Origin of the sequence: Chitinivorax sp. PXF-14, from assembly GCF_040812015.1 — a bacterium.
In the GTDB taxonomy this organism is placed as follows: domain Bacteria; phylum Pseudomonadota; class Gammaproteobacteria; order Burkholderiales; family SCOH01; genus JBFNXJ01.
In genome coordinates, this window is record NZ_JBFNXJ010000023.1 from 1 (window position 1) to 15,638 (window position 15,638).

Annotated in this window: 19 protein-coding genes; 16 read left to right on the forward strand and 3 right to left on the reverse strand. The window is 60.5% G+C overall.

Annotated elements, in window-relative coordinates:
- Positions 1-158: 158 nt before the first annotated feature.
- Together ABWL39_RS19675 and ABWL39_RS19680 are read right to left on the reverse strand one after the other, a co-directional pair.
- The gene (locus ABWL39_RS19675) at positions 159-3,188 is read right to left on the reverse strand and encodes a Tn3 family transposase (protein ID WP_367795538.1); all 3,030 of its coding nucleotides are present in this window, start codon (positions 3,186-3,188) and stop codon (positions 159-161) included.
- Positions 3,172-3,774, reverse strand: a complete 603-nt coding sequence (locus tag ABWL39_RS19680) for a recombinase family protein (RefSeq protein WP_367795541.1) — start codon at positions 3,772-3,774, stop codon at positions 3,172-3,174. Before ABWL39_RS19680 ends, ABWL39_RS19675 begins: the two co-directional genes overlap by 17 nt.
- Before the next feature lie 214 nt (positions 3,775-3,988).
- On the opposite strand from ABWL39_RS19680, the gene ABWL39_RS19685 reads away from it, so the two are divergent.
- The 16 genes from ABWL39_RS19685 to ABWL39_RS19760 all read left to right on the forward strand — a co-directional run bounded on the left by ABWL39_RS19685 (position 3,989) and on the right by ABWL39_RS19760 (position 14,005).
- Positions 3,989-4,252: a type II toxin-antitoxin system RelB/DinJ family antitoxin gene (locus tag ABWL39_RS19685; RefSeq protein ID WP_367795544.1), complete on the forward strand. Its 264-nt coding sequence runs from the start codon at positions 3,989-3,991 to the stop codon at positions 4,250-4,252.
- Positions 4,239-4,520 (forward strand): type II toxin-antitoxin system YafQ family toxin, encoded by a 282-nt coding sequence (locus ABWL39_RS19690; protein ID WP_367795547.1) that lies wholly within the window; start codon positions 4,239-4,241, stop codon positions 4,518-4,520. The genes ABWL39_RS19685 and ABWL39_RS19690 overlap by 14 nt, the downstream gene beginning before the upstream one ends.
- A gap of 29 nt (positions 4,521-4,549) precedes the next feature.
- Positions 4,550-4,915 carry a transposase gene (locus tag ABWL39_RS19695; RefSeq protein ID WP_367795550.1) on the forward strand — a complete coding sequence of 122 codons (366 nt, stop codon included), beginning with the start codon at positions 4,550-4,552 and terminating at the stop codon, positions 4,913-4,915.
- A gap of 4 nt (positions 4,916-4,919) precedes the next feature.
- Positions 4,920-5,513, forward strand: coding sequence for a phosphatase PAP2 family protein (locus tag ABWL39_RS19700; RefSeq protein ID WP_367795679.1), 594 nt, complete (start codon positions 4,920-4,922; stop codon positions 5,511-5,513).
- A 13-nt stretch (positions 5,514-5,526) separates the two neighbouring features.
- A complete protein-coding gene (locus tag ABWL39_RS19705) occupies positions 5,527-6,150 on the forward strand; it encodes a cation transporter (protein ID WP_367795552.1) in 624 nt (207 codons plus the stop codon).
- Positions 6,120-7,322 (forward strand): MFS transporter, encoded by a 1,203-nt coding sequence (locus ABWL39_RS19710; RefSeq protein WP_367795556.1) that lies wholly within the window; start codon positions 6,120-6,122, stop codon positions 7,320-7,322. Before ABWL39_RS19705 ends, ABWL39_RS19710 begins: the two co-directional genes overlap by 31 nt.
- Positions 7,323-7,378: 56 nt before the next feature.
- Complete coding sequence (locus tag ABWL39_RS19715; protein ID WP_367795682.1) at positions 7,379-7,684, forward strand: ArsR/SmtB family transcription factor; 306 nt, start codon at positions 7,379-7,381, stop codon at positions 7,682-7,684.
- A 63-nt stretch (positions 7,685-7,747) separates the two neighbouring features.
- Complete coding sequence (locus ABWL39_RS19720; protein ID WP_367795559.1) at positions 7,748-8,119, forward strand: ArsR/SmtB family transcription factor; 372 nt, start codon at positions 7,748-7,750, stop codon at positions 8,117-8,119.
- Positions 8,120-8,130: 11 nt separating this feature from the next.
- Positions 8,131-8,610 (forward strand): arsenate reductase ArsC, encoded by a 480-nt coding sequence (locus ABWL39_RS19725; protein ID WP_367795562.1) that lies wholly within the window; start codon positions 8,131-8,133, stop codon positions 8,608-8,610.
- 9 nt (positions 8,611-8,619) lie between these two features.
- Positions 8,620-9,102, forward strand: a complete 483-nt coding sequence (locus ABWL39_RS19730; RefSeq protein ID WP_367795565.1) for a dual specificity protein phosphatase family protein — start codon at positions 8,620-8,622, stop codon at positions 9,100-9,102.
- The gene (gene arsD / locus ABWL39_RS19735; RefSeq protein ID WP_367795568.1) at positions 9,099-9,455 is read left to right on the forward strand and encodes an arsenite efflux transporter metallochaperone ArsD; all 357 of its coding nucleotides are present in this window, start codon (positions 9,099-9,101) and stop codon (positions 9,453-9,455) included. Before ABWL39_RS19730 ends, arsD begins: the two co-directional genes overlap by 4 nt.
- Positions 9,456-9,475: 20 nt before the next feature.
- Positions 9,476-11,257 carry an arsenical pump-driving ATPase gene (arsA, locus tag ABWL39_RS19740; protein ID WP_367795571.1) on the forward strand — a complete coding sequence of 594 codons (1,782 nt, stop codon included), beginning with the start codon at positions 9,476-9,478 and terminating at the stop codon, positions 11,255-11,257.
- A 1-nt stretch (position 11,258) separates the two neighbouring features.
- Positions 11,259-11,756 carry an arsenate reductase ArsC gene (locus ABWL39_RS19745; RefSeq protein ID WP_367795574.1) on the forward strand — a complete coding sequence of 166 codons (498 nt, stop codon included), beginning with the start codon at positions 11,259-11,261 and terminating at the stop codon, positions 11,754-11,756.
- Positions 11,756-12,478, forward strand: coding sequence for an MIP/aquaporin family protein (locus ABWL39_RS19750; RefSeq protein ID WP_367795577.1), 723 nt, complete (start codon positions 11,756-11,758; stop codon positions 12,476-12,478). The genes ABWL39_RS19745 and ABWL39_RS19750 overlap by 1 nt, the downstream gene beginning before the upstream one ends.
- Before the next feature lie 112 nt (positions 12,479-12,590).
- Entirely contained in the window at positions 12,591-13,109 is a 519-nt protein-coding gene (locus ABWL39_RS19755; protein ID WP_367795580.1) for a DUF2703 domain-containing protein, read from the forward strand.
- 5 nt (positions 13,110-13,114) lie between these two features.
- Entirely contained in the window at positions 13,115-14,005 is an 891-nt protein-coding gene (locus ABWL39_RS19760) for a DNA adenine methylase (RefSeq protein ID WP_367795583.1), read from the forward strand.
- 439 nt (positions 14,006-14,444) lie between these two features.
- Here ABWL39_RS19760 and ABWL39_RS19765 read toward each other — a convergent pair whose 3' ends face one another.
- Entirely contained in the window at positions 14,445-14,912 is a 468-nt protein-coding gene (locus tag ABWL39_RS19765; RefSeq protein ID WP_367795585.1) for an H-NS family nucleoid-associated regulatory protein, read from the reverse strand.
- Positions 14,913-15,638 lie beyond the last annotated feature (726 nt).

Sequence of the window (15,638 nt, forward strand, 5' to 3'; positions counted from 1 at the left end):
TCAACACCACCACCAAGCCCAAGACCGCCCCGGCAATGCCGCCGGAAGCCACAGAAAAGCCCGTAGGCGCGTTTTTGCAGCCAACCCTAGGGCAAGGTAGCCAAATCGTGCGAAACGCGCCTGTAGGGGGTTGTAAGCCGGAACCCCAGATTTTTCCGTCACCCCAGTTCCAGCCCGGCCACGAGCGCATCCAGGTCGATCATCTTGCCGTCGCTCTGGAAGGTGTAATGCCCGTTCAGCAGGATGTGCCGCCACGCCGCCGGCGACATCTGCGTGATCAACGCCAGTGCCTTGGCGTTGCCGCTCGCCTCGTACTTTGTCAGCAGCCGCGACAGGATGGCCGAGTTGTAGTAGATGACAGAGTTGGCGATCAGCCTTGCGCACTGGTTGCTGATTTCGATCTCGATGTCGGTGCGGCCGGTCAGTTCCTTCTTGCCGCCGACCTGGGCGATGGTCGAGCGTAGCTGGTGGTAGGACTCGATGCGGTTCTGCGAGCGATGCACGTTGCGCTCCAATTGAGGGTCGCGCAGGTAGCGCAGTGTGTAGATGCTGCGGATGAGCTTGTCGAACTCGAACACCGCGCGCCGCGTCGGGTTTTGCGCGGTGTAGGTGCACAGCTTGCGGATCAGCGTGCCCTGCGTCATCTCCTTCAGTCCGAGCGTGGCGACGATCTGGTCGATGTTCGGCTTTTCGCTGAAGATGAGATCGCGGTCGATTTTTCCGACCGGCCGGATCAGGCACTTCTCGTACAGCGCCGGATCGTCGGCGCAATACAGTTCCTGCAACTGGCCTTCCATGTCGGTAAAGCGCGGCTCGAAGCGCAGGCCGAACCAGTGCAGGATGGCAAAGTTGGCCTTGTTGACGCTGTGCATGTCGCCGGTGATCGCGGTCGGCACGATGTCCGACGTGTTGCGATACCAGATGTCGAATACGTGATGGGCCTCGTAATCGTGCGCGCCGATCAGGTAGCCGTTCAGCGGCACATGGTTGCACAGCAGCGTGTAGGCGACCACGCCCTTGCCGCGCCCGAAGTATTTGCGCGAGTAGCGCGCCTTTACGGTCGGCCGTTCGACGCCGAATTTCTGGCCATCTACGGCACCGTACAGCACATCGAGGTCGAACGAGTAGTACGGGAAGATCGGCAGCGCGGCGATGGCGTTGCTGATGCAGTCGTTGGCCGCGTGCAGCGTCGCGTGGCGCAAATACTGCTGGTAAGCACTCTCCAGCACATGGTACGGGATGTCGCTGGTGCGCGCCATGACCTGGTTGCCGTGGTTCATCGCTTGCGCGATGATGACCGCCATCAGGCTGTCGCCGTCGGCCACCTTCTTCGCATAGCGCGGCTGCAAGGGCGTCAGCGCCGACAGGAACTGGCACTGGCCGTTGACGAAGCGAAACACATCGGCTACGTCGCAGAACGGCAGTTGCTCGTAGAACGCCTTGTCGCGGGCCTTCTGATTCTCGCCCTTAGGCTTGCGCCAGGTCAGCTTCTGCGAGTCCTTGTCGTATTCCAGGTGGGTCAGCTTGCCCTGTTTCAGCTCGCGGTTGAAGGCCAGCCATTGCGCGTGCAGCTCGACCGCCAGCGCGTCGAGCTGGGCATCGACCGGCTGCCGCAGGAAGGGAATGTCCATCTGCGCCAGCGCGTCGGCCTTGTCGTCCATCGAAACCAGTTCGTCGGAGAAATGGCGGTGTTGCAGGCTGTCGTCGAGGTAGAGTTCCCCCGACTGGAAGCGCTTCCTGACTTGGCGGTACAGCCAGAACTCGTAGCGGTCAGCGTGCAGGCCGGTCGGCTTGCCCTCGGCATCGAAGGTCAGCAGGTAAGGCCGCAAGCGTTTCGGCAGCGTGGCCGTCGGACATTCGGCGAGCGGTCGCTGCGACAGGCGCTGCTGTTTGGCGAACACGCCCTTGGCCCAAGCCAGCGCCGCGAGCCACGGGCTGTCCGGATCGGTGCCGGCAAGGTCGAGTGCGGCATATAGCGGCCGAAGATGGCGGCGGATACGCTCGGCCAGGCCGTCCACCGCCTGCCAGTGCAGCGCCAGCTTGCTCACCGGCTTCACACTCATGCGCTGCGCAGTGGTTTGCAGCGTGTCGCGCGGCATGATCCTGTAGGCGCGCTGGCGCACCTCGCCGAACGGCGTGGGATCGGGCACGCTGTCGTCGATGTAAAGCGAAAGCAGGCGGCCGACCTGCGGCGTGTCTTGCTGACGGCGCGTCTGCTCGGCGGCAAAGGACTGCTTTGCGTCAGCACTGCTTTCATCCTCCAACTGCTTCATGTGGTAGGCCATCGCATCGACCAGGTTGTCGGAGAGCTGCCGATAGCGTACCCAGGCATAGCACAGCAAGTAGAGTTGGGTCTGATCGGCCTTCAGGTTGCGCAGGTCGTGGACAGTGTAGAAATTCGCCAGGCTCGCGTAGTACAGCAGGTTCTGCTGCGAGACGCCGAGCTTGGGCAGCAGCGCCTTCGCTATGCGATGCAGCGGTTCCAGCGTGGCGCGCTTTTCCCGTTCGCGGGCCATCTGACGCCAGCCGAAATCCTTGGCATCCTGCTTGAGCGCCGCCAGTTGCGACAGGGTGTCGTCGCGCACCATAAGTTGACCCAGCGCAGCCTTGGCGGATTCGTCCAGCGCTTCCGCCAGCAGATCGCCCAAGCGCCGACGCTCGGCGGACAGGGCTTCGCTGACCAGTTCTTGCAGCGTGGTGTAGCCGGGCCGGATGATTTTGTGCTCGTTGAGCCAGACGATCAGCTCGGTGGCCACGAATCCGGGCGTCACGTCGCGGCGCACGATCAGGGCGGCCTGCTGCGCGAGTTGCGGCAGGAAGCCGGCTGCCCATGGCCGGTAGCCGAACAGCTCGGCGACCCGCTCGCGCTGGGTGTAGTGTTCGTGCTTGGTGATCGGCTTGCGCTCGAACGGCTCGCCGTGGAAATAACGGCTCAGCACGAAGGCGCAATCGTCTTCGACCTCGTTCCAGTCGAAACGGAAGAAGGCATGCTTGGCTTTGAAATAGCCGATCTGCAAGATGCAATAGACTTGGGCGGGTATGCCGGGCCGGCTGCTGGCGAGCGCCAGTTCGGTTTCGGTCAAGGCCAGGTATTCCAGCCGCTGCGCATCGTCGAGGTCCGGCTGGCCGTACAGGGCCTCCTGCTCGGCGTCGGATAAGACGCTGAGCAGCTTATTCTTGTTGTTCATCGGCCGCCTTTCCCGTGCCACGCCAGCCCGCTCGCGCCAGGGTTTCAATCAAGGTGGTGCGCTTGACGTTGAAGTTGCGGCATACCGCCGCCTTGGACATGCCGCCATCGAGCGCGGTGATGATCGCGTCCAGCTTCTCGCCGGTGATCGCCTGCGGCCGGCCGCCGATCCGGCCGCGTTTGCGCGCGGCGGCCAGGCCGGCAACGACGCGCTCCTGGATCAAGGCCCGCTCATACTGCGCGAGTGCGCCGAACACCTGGAACAGGAACTCGCCCGATGGCGTCGTGGTGTCTAGGTTCTCCGTCAGCGAACGGAACGCCACCCGCTTGTCCTTGAGCGAGGTCACGATGGCGAGCAGATGCGACAGCGAGCGGCCGAGCCGGTCGAGCTTCCACACGACCAGTACGTCGCCAGACCGGACGAATTCGAGCGCCCGCGCCAAGCCGGCGCGGTCATCCTTCGCGCCGGAGGCGTGATCCTCGAACAGATGGCGCGGATCGACGCCGGCGGCGAGCAGTGCATCGCGCTGCAAGTCTGTGCTTTGCCGGTCGGAGTCCGACGACACGCGCATGTAACCAATCAACATAGGCGGATAACCATCCGGGATAGGTTTCCGCATGGTAGCGTGTGGCGACAGAGTTTTCCGCACAATTTTGAGGCTAGAAGGAGGTTGGTGCATAGGACTGTTGCCAGTATGTCGCAAAACAAATGTTTGGCGACAGCTCGCCGGGGAACTGCATGGATGCGCAACGCAGATATTTGGGCTACAATGTGGCTCATAACCTATGGAGGGTTACACCATGTCTGCAAATGCAGTTGTCCGCGCCCGCATCGACGAGCACATCAAGGAAGAGGCATCGACCGTGCTGGCGGCGATGGGCCTCACCGTGTCCGATGCTTTCCGCATCATGCTGACCCGCATCGCGCGCGAGAAGGCGTTGCCGTTTGAGCCACTGGTGCCGAATGAAACCACCATCGCCGCCATGCGCGAGGCCCGCGCCGGCAACCTCAAGAGCTTCGATAGCGTCGAGGCGCTGATGGCGGATATGCATGCGGAGGATTGAGCACACCGGCCAGTTCAAGCGCGACTACAAGCGCGAGGCGAAAGGCCAGCACCGCACCTCGCTCGATGCGGAACTGATGCCCGTCGTCAAAGCCTTGGCGTGCGATCAGCCGCTGGAGCCGCGTCATCACGACCATGCGCTGACCGGCGACTGGAAGGATCATCGGGACTGCCACATCAAGCCCGACTTGGTGTTGATCTACCGGAAGCCCGATGACGAGGTGTTGCAGCTCGTGCGCATCGGCTCCCATAGCGAGCTTGGCCTGTGACCGACGACCCAATCAAGGAAAGGATGTGCATGGATGCCAACATCACCGATGAAGAGTGGGACAAGCTGTCCCCCGAGAATTTCGAGACGGCCTCGCTATTGCGCGCCGTCGATGCCGTGGACGAACTGCGTGACGACCTCAACGATGGCGAATACGCCACGCCGCCCCAGCTTCGCACCGACCTGCTGAAACTGCATCAACTGGCGATGGCGGTCATCAACGAGGGATCGCGCAGCCAGGTGACAGAGCTGTTCGAGCTGGCCTGCGATCTCGACGAGCAGGTGTCCTACATGGCGACCAAACTGGAAGAGGTGCAGGAAACACTGTCGCAGTTGACAACGCTATACCCGGACAGCTTGTGCTGCGGCAGCCTCGACGACGTGGAGGCCGACTGACCGAATCGAAGCCCTCAACCGCGCCTTATTTCTGCATATCAACGGCGGTGACGCGACGCCGCCCTGGCTGGTCAATACCGCCATCGGCATTGCCGAGGGTCTAATCTATTTAATCCCGGTACTGCTGGCCGCCCTTTGGTTGTGGGGCGGACAGGCGCGCCGCCGGCTGGCCGTCAAGGCATGCCTGGTCACGCTGCTCGCGCTCGGCGCGAACCAGGTGATTGGCCTCGTCTGGATGCACCCGCGTCCGTTCATGGTGAGCCTGGGACATGCTTGGCTCGGTCACGCCGCCGAATCCTCGTTTCCGAGCGATCACGCAACCGTGTTTGCCGGCGTCGGGCTGACGCTGCTGTTTGGCGGCGCAACCCGGCTCGCGGGTGCCGTGCTGGCAACGGGTGCGGCGGTTGCCTGGGCGCGCGTGTTCCTGGGCGTGCATTTCCCGCTCGACATGGCCGGGGCCGTGATGGCTGCCTGGGCTGCCCATGCTGTCGCCTTGCCGCTCTGGAAAGGAGCAGGCGAGCCGCTGGTGCGCCAATTCGAGCGGCTATACCGCGCGCTCCTGGCGCGGCCCATCGCGGCCGGCTGGGTGCGCCCATGAAGAAGGAGTGACGATGGCTTGCGAATGTTCCAACGTATCAGCGCAGTCCAAAGATGAACGCGCCTCGCTACGCCTCGCCTTGGGCCTCAACGCGGCGATGTTCGTCATCGGCATGGCGGCCGGCCTGTGGGCGCAGTCCAGTGGACTGATGGCCGATGCGCTCGACATGCTGGCCGATGCCTCGGCTTATGCGCTCGCGCTGCTGGCGGTATCGCGTGGAGCGGTCTTCAAGCGCAATGCGGCGCGTTGGAGCGGAGCGCTGCTGCTGATCCTCGGCGTCGGCATCGTGCTCGACGTGGTGCGTCGTGGCCTGTATGGCAGCGAGCCGCTGGGGCCGGCCATGATGGCGTTCTCGCTGGCGTCGCTGGCCGTCAACGTGACCGTGCTGCGCATGCTGGACAAGTTCCGGCATGGGGAAGTCCATCTGCGCGCGACTTGGATTTTCACGCGCGTGGACGTGATCGCCAACATCGCGGTGTTCGCCTCCGGTCTGCTGGTCTGGCTCACTGGCCTGCGCATGGCCGACCTGCTGGTCGGGTTCGCCATCGGCCTGTATGTCGCCAAAGAAGCCATCGAAATCCTCAGAGAAGCGGGACAACCAAAGCCATGCACGACCAGCACCGCAACGCCCCGCTGAAGCAGATTCCGGCTGGCATCTGGATACTTGGCTTCGTCAGCATGCTGATGGACATCTCGTCGGAGCTGATCCACAGCCTGCTGCCGATGTTCATGGTCACGACCCTGGGCGCAAGCGCCCTCGTAGTCGGCTTGGTCGAAGGGCTGGCCGAATCCACGGCGCTGATCGTCAAGATTTTCTCTGGCGCGCTGAGCGACTACCTGGGCAAGCGCAAGGCTCTCGCGGTGTTCGGCTATGCGCTGGGCGCGCTGACCAAACCGCTATTCGCCCTCGCACCGACCGCTGGCGTCGTGCTCACCGCGCGGCTGCTGGATCGCGTCGGCAAGGGCGTCCGGGGTGCACCGCGCGATGCCCTGGTGGCCGATTTGACGCCACCACACATCCGGGGCGCGGCCTTCGGTCTGCGCCAGTCGCTCGACACGGTGGGTGCCTTTCTCGGGCCACTGCTGGCCGTTGGCCTGATGCTGCTGTGGGCCAACGACTTTCGCGCCGTGTTCTGGGTGGCTGTCATCCCCGGTCTGGCGAGTGTCGCGCTGCTCGCCGTCGGTCTGCACGAGCCGGCACATCTCCAAACCGACAAGCGCACGAACCCGATCCGGCGCGAGAACCTGCGCCGTCTCCCCGCCGCCTACTGGTGGGTCGTCGGCATCGGCGCGGTGTTCACGCTGGCCCGTTTTAGCGAAGCCTTCCTGGTTCTGCGCGCCCAGCAAGGCGGCGTACCGATTGCCTTGGTGCCGCTGGTGATGGTGGCGATGAACCTGGTCTATTCGCTGTCGGCCTATCCGTTCGGCAAGCTCTCTGACCGCGTGAGTCACCGCAGTCTGCTCGCCCTTGGCCTAGCCGTGCTGATCGCGGCCGACTTGGTGCTCGCAACAAACGACCATTGGGGCGTCGTGCTCGCCGGTGTCGCGCTGTGGGGCGTGCACATGGGCATCACGCAGGGCCTGCTGGCGACGATGGTGGCGGATACCGCGCCCGCCGATCTGCGTGGCACCGCCTACGGATTCTTCAACCTGGTCAGCGGCATCGCCATGCTGCTCGCCAGTGTCGTCGCCGGCCTGTTGTGGGACAGGCTGGGCGCATCGGTCACGTTCTACGCCGGGGCTGGCTTCTGCGTGATTGCCTTGATCGGTCTAGCCTGGCACCCGGCAACACGGCTGGCACGCGCGTAGCCACAGATGGCGGCTGGTGACACGACTGTTGGGTATACGTAGGGTGACGGAAAAATCTGGGGTTCCGGCTTAGAACCCCTTTGTCCATCTTCCGGCTGCTCGTTACGCAGGGGGCTGACGGTTTGCCTGTGGGCAAGATTGGCGAGCAGCTCGACGTAGCACCGGCAACGCTGTCATTTCACCTGAAAGAACTCAGCCGAGCCGATTTGATCGTGCCGCGCCAGGAAGGTCGCTTCATCTACTATGCGGCGAATTATTCGGCGATGAACGCTCTGCTAGGGTTCCTCACGGAGAACTGCTGCCGCGCGACGACATGCGAGCCGGTTGTATCGGCCGCCTCCGCGCCTGGCTGTTGCACTTAACCTGATTGTCACATTCGGTAGTTAGTCTATATGTTGTTTCAATATTTATTGAATTATTGAAAAATGGACAAACCGCAAATATTACTGGCCTTTGAAGCCCTATCTGCCAGTGCCCGTCTCGATGCCTACCGGCTGCTCGTCGGCGCCGGACATGACGGCATGGTAGCCGGTGACATCGCCAGCGCGCTCGATATCGCGCCGTCCAACCTGTCGTTTCATCTTAAGACACTGACCCAGGCTGGCCTGATCGGGGTCGAACAGGAAGGCCGCTATCAGCGTTATCGAGCAAATATTCCGGCGATGCTGCAAGTGGTCGACTTCCTCACCAGCAACTGCTGTGGCGGGCACCCGGAACGCTGCGTCGAGGCCCGCCCCACTTGTGGTGACGGCGACTGCAGCTCACCGGTTGAGCCTTCCCACCCAACTAATAAATGACGATGCAAAATATGAACATCCTGATTCTGTGCACCGGCAACTCCTGCCGCTCCATCCTGGCCGAAGCAACAATCAACCATCTGGCGCCACCATCGATCCGCGCCATCAGTGCCGGTAGCAAACCAACGGGCTACGTCCATCCCCGTTCGCTGGCTCTGTTGCAACGCGAGGGCATCTCGGTCGACGGCTTGCACAGCAAGTCCTGGGAGAACCTACCCGTTACGCCGGACATCGTGATTACCGTATGCGGCAGTGCCGCCGGCGAAACCTGCCCGGCCTATCTAGGCCCGGTCTTGCGCGGTCACTGGGGCGTAGAAGACCCGGCGCATGCGACCGGAACCGACGCGGAGATCGACGCGGCATTCATGACCGCCTACCGCATTCTGCGCACACGTATCGAAGCCTTCCTGGCCCTGCCGCTGGAGACGCTGCAACAGGACCGCCAACGCCTGAAAGCCGAGCTTGATCGCATTGGCACCTTGCAGCCCTAAGGAAAACGCATGAATCAAGACAAGACTTATCACCAACTGATTGCCGGCAGCATCTATCTGGGCGGCGCGAGCGATGTGCCTGCCATGGTGGCAGAAGATGGCGTGCAGGTGGTCGTCGACCTGCGTGAAGAATCAACTGGTTGTGCGGCGCCGGATGCCAACGTGACCTGGATCCGCATTCCGCTGGGAGACGACCCGACGCAGGATCAGGTGTCGTTGTTCAAAACCGCGATCGATACCGTCGTCGGCGCCTATCGTGAGGGTAAGAAAGTCGGCTTCCATTGCGGCGGCGGCAAAGGCCGCACCGGCACCGTCGCGGCCGGCGTGTTACTGGAGCTTGGCGAATGCAAGACGCTCGATGATGCGGAAGCACGAGCTAAGGCAATCCGGCCGGTCATCAATATCAAGCCGGAGCAACGCGCGGCCCTGCAAAAAATCTATCCAGACGGCTCAGTATGCGAGTTGGATGTTGAGAAAAGGACAAGGACATGAGCACGATCCAGATTTTTGACCCGGCCCTGTGCTGCAGCACTGGGGTATGTGGTGTCGACGTCGACCAGCAATTGGTCAGTGCCTCTGCCGATATCGACTGGGCAAAGCAGAACGGTGCGCAGATCGAACGTTTCAATCTGGCACAGCAGCCCATGGCATTTGCCGACAACCCCATCATCAAGGGCTTCCTGGAACGCTCCGGTGCGGAAGCGTTGCCAGTAATTCTAGTTGACGGCGAAATGGCACTAGCCGGCCGTTACCCGAATCGAACCGAGCTTGCTCGCTGGGCGGGTATTGCCGCTGCGGAATTGAAGCCGGCGGGCAGTTGCTGCAGCGGCAGCCGTTGCTGTTAAGCAAACCTCGGAGACACGACATGCACTTCCTTGCACAGGCCCCCAGATTCCTGTTTTTTACCGGTAAGGGTGGCGTCGGTAAAACCTCCATCGCCTGTGCCACCGCCCTCCGGTTGGCGGCTGACGGGAAGCGGGTATTGCTGGTGAGTACTGACCCGGCCTCGAACGTGGGGCAAGTGTTTGGCATCGAGATTGGCAATCACATTACCGCTATTCCAACGGTCGACAACTTGTCGGCGCTGGAAATCGATCCGCAGGCAGCGGCGCAAGCCTACCGCGATCGAATTGTCGGCCCGGTGCGTGGCGTGCTGCCCGAGCCGGTGGTGAAAGGGATTGAAGAGCAGCTTTCCGGGGCCTGTACCACGGAAATCGCTGCGTTCGACGAGTTCACTGCGCTGTTGACTGACACAGACCTGACACAGCAGTACGATCACATCATTTTTGACACAGCGCCAACTGGCCACACGATCCGCCTGTTGCAGCTGCCCGGCGCGTGGAGTGGCTTTCTGGAACAAGGCAAGGGTGATGCCTCGTGTCTTGGCCCACTGGCCGGCCTGGAAAAGCAACGGACACAGTACAAAGCCGCCGTCGCCGCCTTGGCCGATGGCCAGCGTACCCGCCTGATCCTGGTTGCCCGCGCGCAGCAGGCCACCTTGCGGGAGGTGGCGCGCACCCATGAAGAGTTGGCCGCTATCGGTTTGTCGCAACAGTATCTGGTCATCAATGGCGTATTGCCTGCGCCGGAAATTGACCACGACCCGTTGGCCGCCGCGATCTACCAACGTGAACAGGCAGCGCTCGGTGCGATTCCAGCCGCCTTGCTCAAGCTGCCCACCGATCAGGTCGAGCTCAAACCGTTCAACCTGGTTGGATTGGACGCGCTGCGCCAGTTGCTGGATGTCCAGACCTCTCCAGCACGTGCTGTAGCTGAGGTTGAAGCACCGCTGCTGCGAGCGCCCAACCTATCCGAGCTGGTCGAGCACATCGCTGCCGATGGCCATGGCCTGGTGATGCTAATGGGCAAAGGCGGTGTCGGTAAAACCACGCTGGCGGCAGCGGTTGCGGTCGAGTTGGCGCAGCGCGGACTGCCGGTCCATCTGACTACCTCGGACCCGGCGGCACACCTGGTGGAAACGCTGAACGGCACGCTCGATAACCTGACCGTCAGCCGTATCGACCCGCAAGCCGAAACTGAACGTTACCGGCAACAAGTGTTGGCGACCAAAGGCGCCAGCCTGGATGAACCAGGACGCGCCTTGCTGGAAGAAGACTTGCGCTCACCCTGCACCGAGGAAATCGCTGTGTTCCAGGCATTCTCGCGAATTATTCGCGAAGCCGGCAGGAAATTCGTGGTGATGGATACCGCACCAACGGGCCACACCCTCTTGCTGTTGGATGCCACCGGCGCCTACCACCGCGAAGTCACCCGGCAAATGGGCGACAAGGGGCTGCACTTCACCACGCCGATGATGCAGTTGCAGGATCCGAAACAAACCAAAGTGCTGCTGGTCACGCTGGCGGAAACCACGCCGGTGCTGGAGGCGGCCAATCTGCAAGCGGATCTTCGGCGCGCGGGCATTGAGCCGTGGGCCTGGGTCATCAACAACAGCGTCGCGGCCACGACCGTGAGTTCCCCCTTGCTGCGTCAGCGTGCACGCAACGAATTGCGTGAAATCGATGCGGTCGCAACACGCCACGCGCAACGTTATGCGGTCGTACCCTTGCAACAACAGGAGCCGATCGGAGTAGACCGCTTGCTACAGCTGGCAGAAGGCCAGATCCAAACTTGGGAGACAAACTGAGATGAGCGATAAAACGTACAACGTGCTGTTCATCTGCACCGGTAATTCGGCGCGTAGCATCCTGGCCGAAGTCATCATGAACCATCTGGGGCGCGGCCAGTTCCAGGCATACAGCGCCGGTAGCCATCCACGCGGCGAGGTCCATCCGCTGACGCTGGAGACGCTGCGTCACTACCGGCATGATATCGACAGCTTGCGTAGCAAGAGCTGGGCTGAATTCGCACAACCTGATGCACCCAAGATGGATTTCATCTTTACCGTTTGCGACAACGCGGCGGGCGAAGCGTGTCCCACCTGGCCGGGCCAACCGATGACGGCGCACTGGGGCTTTACCGATCCGTCGCAGACCGAAGGCGAGACCGAGGACAAACTGAAGGCGTTCTCGCGCACCTATATGGAAATCGCCAATCGACTGCGCATTTTCTTGAGCCTGCCACTTGAGAAGATCGACCGCTTGTCGCTACAAAACCAACTCAGACAACTTGGAAGCAATCGTTAATGGACTTGAAACGTAGACTGGTGGCCGAATGGCTCGGCACAGCGCTGTTGCTCGCCACTGTGGTGGGCTCCGGCATCATGGCTGAGCGACTTTCGGGTGGAAATGTGGGTGTGGCCTTGTTGGCCAATGCCATTGCAACCGGCGGTGGCCTAGTCGCGCTGATCCTAACCTTTGGTGGCATTTCCGGCGCCCACTTCAACCCGGCTGTTTCGCTGGCGGCCGCTATCCGTCGTGAACTGGCACCACGTGACGCGGCGCTGTACGTGGTGGTGCAGATCGTCGGCGCCTTCTGCGGGGTGGCGGCGGCACATGGCATGTTCGGCGAAGCGCTGTTCTTTGCCTCGCAGCATGTTCGTACTGGGCCAGCCCAATGGTGGAGCGAATTTGTCGCGACCTTCGGACTGTTGGCCGTCATCTTCGGTTGCTCGCGTAGCCGTCCCGAAGCGGTCCCATTTGCAGTGGCCTGCTACATTGTGGGTGCATACTGGTTCACCGCCTCGACCTCGTTCGCCAATCCTGCGGTGACGCTAGCGCGCGCCGCAACTGATACGTTTGCCGGCATCCGCCCACAGGATGCCCCTGGGTTTATCGTCGCGCAGCTCATCGGGGCCGTCAGCGCAACACTGCTATTCGGTTGGTTACAGCGCGACAAGGCCGCGCTATCACTGGATTTGTTGGCGAATGCGGGCAAGGACAGATCCGTGACACAGCTTCAAGACTGAGCAATGCCCAGGAGACATTGCCGCATAGCGATCGGCCGCGGTTGGGTTCGAGAGGGATGTGTGCAGCGTCACCCAATCGAGAGATGAGATCCATTTTTTGCGAGGCTAGACCATGAAGACACTTCCCATTGTTTGGCAACGGCTGGTCTCCGGCGGGCAAACCTGTCCTCGCTGTGCCGGCACCGGTGACGAAGTTGAGCGGGCATGCCAGCAGCTGCGCGAGCAGCTTCAACCACTCGGCATCGAGCCCGTATTGGAAATTCGAGAGATCGACTCAACCGAGTTCAAGGCTAACAGACTTTACTACCAAGGAATGAGTCGAGTGGGATGCATGCCATGTATCAACGCCGGCAAGGATGAAATCAGAGTAATTGCAGTTCGACGCCCCGGCCATGTCTCGCGCATTGCAGACTGGGAGTGGCGCGTCAGTCAGTGTAGCAAGCACGGGTTTTCAACGTTCTTTCACAAAGTGGATAACCTCACGGGGTCACCGGCGTCAATTTTCGCTCGGAGCAAGATTGATCAAGTCGTCGACTGGGCCAACACCAGTCGTGGCGGGCGGCAATATGACCTTTTGGCTGGACTGGTTGACGCAACTGCATGCTCATCTGCTTATGGATTGTGTGAATAGGAAGAATGATGAAAACCACAGCACTTGCTGACTCAACCATCCTACGTCCGGCGCTCCGCTACCACGGAAGCAAGTTTCGCCTCGCTTCGTGGCTCCTGGGCTTTTTCCCTCCGCATAAATGCTATGTCGAACCATTCGGCGGCGCGGCCGGCGTTCTGTTGCAGAAGCCCAGGGCCTACGCCGAGGTTTACAACGACCTCGACAGTGAGGTGGCCAACTTCTTCGCAGTGCTTCGAGATCCTGTAGATCGAGCAAAGCTTATCGAAGGCTGCACGTTGACGCCGTACGCTAGAGACGAGTTCGACCTTGCATGGGAACCAACCGACGACCCCATCGAGAAAGCCCGTCGTATGGCAGTTCGGGCACAAATGGGGTTTGGATCAGCTGGTGCCACCAAAGGACAGACTGGCTTCCGTATTGACACGGCAAGAGAGTACGCCACAGCCCAACACCTGTGGTCTCACTACCCGGACGCCCTGGCTCGAGCTGGCCAGCGTCTGAGCGGCGTATTGATCGAAAACCGACCAGCAATTGAGGTCATGCGTCAGCACGACGCGCCCGATACCCTGCATTTTGTCGATCCGCCGTATCTTCATTCCACCCGCGTGCTGCAAGGTGGTACTGGGGGAACACGCGGCTATTACCGCCACGAAATGAGCGACGCCGATCACATCCAGTTGATAGGGGCCTTACGTGAACTAAAGGGGATGGTAGTCCTGAGCGGATACCCGTCAGACCTTTACGGCACGCACCTGGCTGACTGGCTTCAGTATTCAAAACCAAGTCGGATTTCAGCAGGTCGAGGAACTTCCGTTCGTACTGAAGTCGTGTGGCTGAATCAGGCTTGCAGCGAAGCCGTCCACAATGCCGGTCTATTCGAAAAGTGCTCTGCCTGAGCACTTAGGACGGTTATGCATAGCCTTACCCATCTATTGCTTTTGGTCAGTATTGTCTTGTGGTGCGGCGTGTTGATTTGGCTTACTACGGACCCGGGCCCTAGACGGTTCAGAGTGCGTCTGAGTAAGCAGGAGATACAAACGTCGCAACATCGTCAGCAGTGGGCGATATCGGAGCTGGTGGGTCTTGCGAAGGCTGTTGGGCTAAGCCGGGCACCCTCACTCGGGATCGCCAACTCGGGTGCCCACTATTCACCGCTTCGGCACCGCATACGGGTTTCCCGGGCATACCTGTCCCGGTTGTCGGAAAGCGACTTGCGGTTAATCTTGGCACATGAAGTAGGTCATGCGACGCGTCGCTGGCAAACCTTCTTCTACTGCTACGAAATGAACGAAGAGGTCTTGGCAGATTGCGTGGCTCTAGAGTAGGGTTAATCCATTACACCAAACCTTTTGCAAGGCGCTCATTTAGCCGTACGGCATCGTTTTCATTATCTGACGTTGCCGCTTCGACAAATGGCGATCGGTTTAGCTTTATGCGATCAGTAAGCCATCGTGGTCGAGCTCCACGACCAGACCAAATATTGTCATGGTTTTCTGGGTCACGGAATTTTAAAGCAATTGCTGGCTTCGTCGACTTCTCTGTTTTACGTTGAATTGCCAGAACGTCTTCAGCGGTAACTTCGTATTCTCTTATAACTTCGCTGATGAACAACAATACCGCATTTTTGATATTTGATTTCTGCGTTTGTATCGCTTTATTTATTTCAGTAGCTTGCCGTTCAAGTTCGGCGAGGATCGCCAAATTGTCGGCAGTTAGCGCCTTCAAACAATCCCTCAAATTGGATAACGGACGCTCTGGCGCCTTACCCTCCGCTTGGTTTGCTAAGGTGCGGGGTGTTTTCAAGCTTTTCTCCGGATTGACTGATTCAAATGTTCGCGCAGTGTAGCGGGAACCGAATCATGGTGCTAGGCGAAAGTGCTGGCTTACACGGTTAACGATTCGGCCATTGCAACATCATTCTCCAGTCGCCGCTGCTTGCCACCCCTACCCTACCGTTAATGTAGCGTGTGTATGACATCAAGGCGATCCGCATTCCGTGATTGAAGTCGTCTCAAAGGTTCCCCGTCGCGATCGGCGTGCCCAAAGTTGAAACATGCGATCCAGACGGGTCAAAACCTACGTTGATATGCCGTTTACAAGTGCGAATGAACCCGGTATGGCGAGCCTGGATCATGCGATGTACCCCACACCCTCAGACGTTCCTCGAAGCGAACTTTTATCCGTTTAGCCTGCTCTCGGCCGTGGGCCGCTCCCGCCACATTGTTAGGGTTCTGCTGCTCCCACCCAGCCCAATATCGCTCTGCATGGGCATAGCCCGCCTCCAGACCCTGATCTTTGGCAAGGCACAGAGTGTGCAAGGCAGCGTAAACAGCACAGCCAGTACCAGGGATGAAGCTGTCACGCAGGGCGTTGTTATCATCCTGGCCTGGCTCTCGTGTACTGGCCGTGCAGAGATCCTGATAGCGGTCCATTATCATGCACGCGAGAACGACCGGGTGGCCGGGGTATTCGCCGTGTTCGCCTAGTACGTTCTTCTCCCATTCGTATGTATTCGAGTTAGACATACGG

Bases quoted from the DNA above. Each gene is read 5' to 3' on its own strand.
- ABWL39_RS19675 (WP_367795538.1), bottom strand. From the start codon at position 3,188: ATGAACAACAAGAATAAGCTGCTCAGCGTCTTATCCGACGCCGAGCAG.
- ABWL39_RS19680 (WP_367795541.1), bottom strand. From the start codon at position 3,774: ATGTTGATTGGTTACATGCGCGTGTCGTCGGACTCCGACCGGCAAAGC.
- ABWL39_RS19685 (WP_367795544.1), top strand. From the start codon at position 3,989: ATGTCTGCAAATGCAGTTGTCCGCGCCCGCATCGACGAGCACATCAAG.
- ABWL39_RS19690 (WP_367795547.1), top strand. From the start codon at position 4,239: ATGCGGAGGATTGAGCACACCGGCCAGTTCAAGCGCGACTACAAGCGC.
- ABWL39_RS19695 (WP_367795550.1), top strand. From the start codon at position 4,550: ATGGATGCCAACATCACCGATGAAGAGTGGGACAAGCTGTCCCCCGAG.
- ABWL39_RS19705 (WP_367795552.1), top strand. From the start codon at position 5,527: ATGGCTTGCGAATGTTCCAACGTATCAGCGCAGTCCAAAGATGAACGC.
- ABWL39_RS19710 (WP_367795556.1), top strand. From the start codon at position 6,120: ATGCACGACCAGCACCGCAACGCCCCGCTGAAGCAGATTCCGGCTGGC.
- ABWL39_RS19720 (WP_367795559.1), top strand. From the start codon at position 7,748: ATGGACAAACCGCAAATATTACTGGCCTTTGAAGCCCTATCTGCCAGT.
- ABWL39_RS19725 (WP_367795562.1), top strand. From the start codon at position 8,131: ATGAACATCCTGATTCTGTGCACCGGCAACTCCTGCCGCTCCATCCTG.
- ABWL39_RS19730 (WP_367795565.1), top strand. From the start codon at position 8,620: ATGAATCAAGACAAGACTTATCACCAACTGATTGCCGGCAGCATCTAT.
- arsD (WP_367795568.1), top strand. From the start codon at position 9,099: ATGAGCACGATCCAGATTTTTGACCCGGCCCTGTGCTGCAGCACTGGG.
- arsA (WP_367795571.1), top strand. From the start codon at position 9,476: ATGCACTTCCTTGCACAGGCCCCCAGATTCCTGTTTTTTACCGGTAAG.
- ABWL39_RS19745 (WP_367795574.1), top strand. From the start codon at position 11,259: ATGAGCGATAAAACGTACAACGTGCTGTTCATCTGCACCGGTAATTCG.
- ABWL39_RS19750 (WP_367795577.1), top strand. From the start codon at position 11,756: ATGGACTTGAAACGTAGACTGGTGGCCGAATGGCTCGGCACAGCGCTG.
- ABWL39_RS19755 (WP_367795580.1), top strand. From the start codon at position 12,591: ATGAAGACACTTCCCATTGTTTGGCAACGGCTGGTCTCCGGCGGGCAA.
- ABWL39_RS19760 (WP_367795583.1), top strand. From the start codon at position 13,115: ATGATGAAAACCACAGCACTTGCTGACTCAACCATCCTACGTCCGGCG.